Origin of the sequence: Nonomuraea zeae (assembly GCF_005889725.1) — a bacterium.
Taxonomy (GTDB): Bacteria; Actinomycetota; Actinomycetes; order Streptosporangiales; family Streptosporangiaceae; genus Nonomuraea; species Nonomuraea zeae.
Map to the genome: position 1 here is coordinate 1 of NZ_VCKX01000548.1, position 3,552 is coordinate 3,552.

Below are 3,552 nucleotides of genomic sequence, written 5' to 3' on the forward strand. Positions count from 1 at the left end.
GGGCGGGCTGAGCGGGCGGTCAGGTGGCGGCGGACGTTGCGGGCGGCTGCACGACCTGCGCGGTTGGCGCCGATCGTGCTCGCCGAGGGGCCGTAGCCGACGAGCTGGAGCGCGGGCTCCTTGACCACCTGGGTGCCGTCGACCTTGATGCCGCCGCCGGGCTCCCGCAGACGCAGCGGGGCGAGGTGGTCCAGGGCCGAGCGGAAGCCGGTGGCCCAGACGATCGTGTCCGCCGCCAGGCGCCGGCCGTCCTGCCAGGCGACTCCGTCCCCGGTCAGGTGGTGGAACATGGGCAGCCGGTCCAGCGCCCCCTTAGCCAGCGCCTCCCGTACGACCGTGCTGTAGCCGAGGCCGGTGACGCTGACGACGCTCTGCGGCGGCAGCCCGGCACGTACGCGCTCCTCGACCAGGGCGACGGCCTCGCGCCTGGCGTCCTCCCCGAAGTCGTCGTCCCTGAAGACGGGCGGCCGCCGCGTCACCCACGCGGTGGCGGCGGCGACTCCGGCGATCTCGGACAGCACGTGCATCGCCGACGCCCCGCCGCCCACCACGACCACCCGCCGCCCGGCGAACTCCGCCGGCCCCCGATAGCCCGCGTAGTGGAGCTGCCGCCCCTGGAAGCCGGCCGCCCCCGGATAGTACGGCCAGTACGGCCGGGTCCACGTGCCGGTCGCGTTCACCACGGCCGGGGCCGACCACTCGCCCGCGTCCGTCCCGACCACCAGCAGGCCGTCCTCGCCCCGCCGGACGGACTCCACCCGGACCGGGCGCACCACGTCCAGCCCCATCCGCTCCTCGTAGGCGGCGTAGTAGGCCGGGACCGCCTCGACGGCCGGCCGCAGGGCGTCCACGCCGGGCTCGCGGTGCACGCCCGGCAGGTCGAAGATGCCGTGCACCTTGTCCATGGTCAGCGAGGGCGATCGGTGCCGCCAGGCTCCCCCGGGGCCCTCGGCCGCGTCCAGGACGACCGGCTCGTACCCGAACCGGCGCAGGAAGTACGCGCTGGACAGGCCCGCCTGCCCGGCGCCGATCACCACCACCTCGGTCTCTTCCACGATCAGAGGAACCGCCGGCGGCCCCGCCCTCTTCCCGGCCCTCGTGATCGCGTCTCGGGCGGGAAATCTGACGTTGACGTCGTCCGTAGCTGATTGTCCCCATGCGTGGGCCGGCCACGGTCGGGGTGGGGTGCCGCCACCCGCCACCCGGCACCACAGCCCAGGCAACTCGTCGCCGGGACGGGACCGTCCTGCCGGTGATCTCCCCCATCCTGGAGCCACTGCCCAGCGAGGCCGGGTGCGCGCGGGTGGCTCGGGTGCGCGCGGGTGGCCCGGAAGAGCGCGGGTGGCTGGGGCGAGCGGCGTGGGCCGCGGCCTGCGGCGGCACCTGCTGCGGGCCGCAGCCGCCCGGACGCGGGTGGGACGGTGATCGCGGCTACTTCGCGGCTACCGGAAGGCCGGTTGACCACTAGGCCGCCCGCGGGCTGAGCGCGGGCCCGCGGGCGGGGTGACAGCGTCGTGCGCGCGTGGTTTCCTATGGGGCATTCGCGTGTGGCGCTGCCCCGTGGCTCCGGCCTCCGGGGGGTGTCGGAACCCGGGGGTCAGGTCAGCTGAGGGGGCCCAGTGAGCAATGAGGTTGCCGCCGCGCAACTCCCGCTGGATGCCGAGAACGCGCTGGTGGCCGAGCTGGCCCGGCTCGTGCTCGAGGAGAGCGCGCCGGAGGAGCTGGTGCTGTTCGAGGACAACGCCGCCGAATACTTCCGCGACCCACGGGCCGTGGCGGCCTTCCGGCCCCGGGACGAGCCGGTCGGCTTCGGCCTCGACATGGTCATGCTGACGCCGTACGTGCTGGCGGTGGCCGTACCGGTGGTGCAGTTCCTGGTCACGACGATGGCCGAGGCGGTGGCGGCCGAGTCCGCCACGCACCTGGTGGGTCTCGTACGGCGGCGCTTCCGCCGCAAGGAGGTGGCGGCCGCCCAGGACGCGGCGCCGGCGAGGGTCGAGCCGCTGAGCAAGGAGCAGCTCCGGGAGGTGCGCGAGATCGCCTTCCGGGCGGCCCAGGGCGTCCAGCTCGCGGACGAGCAGGCGAAGCTCCTCGCCGACGCCGTGGTGGGCGGGCTGGTGGCCCGGTGAGCCATGAACACCAGCGGGGCCTCCGGACCGGGTGACACCCCCGGGCCCGGCGGCACGTCCCAGACCGGCGACGGCGCTGGGACCGGCGGGAGCGGCGGAGCCGGCGGAAGCAGCAGGGCCGGCGGAAGCGGCAGGGTCGGCGGGGCGGTGCGGCCGTTCGCGCTGGCTTACCCGTCGCCGACGGCCTCGCGTTTCGTCCTGCTCCTGGCCGCGCTGCTCAGCGCCGGTGCCTTCGTGGGCGGCTGGTTGCACGAACAGCTCCATGACGACTGGATCAGCGTCGCGGCCCGCTGCGACGCCGAGGCGGCGCGGACGGCCGCCGGCCTGACCCCGGTCGAGCGGCGTGCCCTGCTCCCCCGCCCCGAGTCGCTCGTCCCGCCGGGCAGCACGGGGCCGGCGGAGCCCGGGCCGATCGAGCTCGGGCGCTACGAGCTGGCCGGCGCGCACCAGGTGCTGCTCGAACGCTGTCTCATGCCGTCCGCGCGGCGCACGGCGGGGTTCGCGCTCGGGGGCGTGGCGCTCGCGGCGGCGGCCGGCCTGGCGGTGCTGTTCCTGGCTCCGGTCGTCATCGAGCGCCGGCGCCGGCTGCGTCCGCTGGGGCCGATGGTGCCGCAGGCCGCCGAGCGGGTCGCCGTCCTCGCGGCGGAGGCGGGGCTGGCGCGCGTCCCCGAGGTGTTCCTGGGGCCGGCCACGCTGCGCGACGGCTACGGCTTCGGCAGGCCGGGACGCTACCGGATCGTGCTGCCCCAGGCCGTGGCCGTGCGGTGGCGGAAGGGGGAGCTGTTCGATCCGCTGGTACGCCACGAGCTCGCGCACGTCGCCCATCGCGACGTCGCCCTGGCCTGGCTGGCCCGCTCGGTGGGGTACGTCCTCGCGCCCCTGCTCGTCCTGCCGGTCGTGGTCATGCTCCTGGCGGCCGATCGTTCCCTGTTGCCCGGCTATGCCTGGCGGGTGCTCCTGCTGGCGGTGACGGCCCTGCTCGTGTCCCGCTCGCTGCTGCGCTCCCGCGAACACGACGCCGACCTGCGCGCGGCCAGAGCGGGCGGCGGGCCTGCCGCGTTCACCGCGATCCTCGCCCGCGCGCGGGACCAGGACGCGTCGCCGTGGTATCGGCGGCTGCCGGCCTACCATCCCTCGCCGGCCCGCCGCCGGGCCGTGCTGGAGCGGCCCGAACTGGCCGTGGACGTCACGTTCCTGGACGGGTTCAGCGCCGCGTTCCTCGCCGCCCTCACCGTGCCGCTGGTGGTCGGGGGCCTGACCGGCGTGCTGACCACCACGGGGCGTACCGATCTCGCCTTCCTCGTCCCCGCCGTGCTCACCGGGCTGCTGCTGGGCGGATCGGCCGGGCTCGGGCTGTGGCGGGCGGCGCTCGTCCGGCGCGCGGCGGGCGGGCCGGCGCGGGTCGTGCCGGTCGCTATGGGGG

The 3,552-nt window shown here is 76.1% G+C and carries 3 protein-coding genes; 2 read left to right on the forward strand and 1 reads right to left on the reverse strand.

Annotated features, from left to right (window positions below; genetic code table 11):
- The coding region (locus ETD85_RS60885) for an NAD(P)-binding domain-containing protein (RefSeq protein ID WP_138698869.1) at positions 1–1,055 on the reverse strand (1,055 nt) is incomplete at its 3' end.
- Between the two features lie 564 nt (positions 1,056–1,619).
- Between ETD85_RS60885 and ETD85_RS60890 the strand changes: the two genes are divergently transcribed.
- Positions 1,620–2,129 carry a hypothetical protein gene (locus ETD85_RS60890; RefSeq protein WP_138698870.1) on the forward strand — a complete coding sequence of 170 codons (510 nt, stop codon included), beginning with the start codon at positions 1,620–1,622 and terminating at the stop codon, positions 2,127–2,129.
- A 3-nt stretch (positions 2,130–2,132) separates the two neighbouring features.
- The coding region (locus ETD85_RS60895) for a M48 family metalloprotease (protein ID WP_170247479.1) at positions 2,133–3,552 on the forward strand (1,420 nt) is incomplete at its 3' end.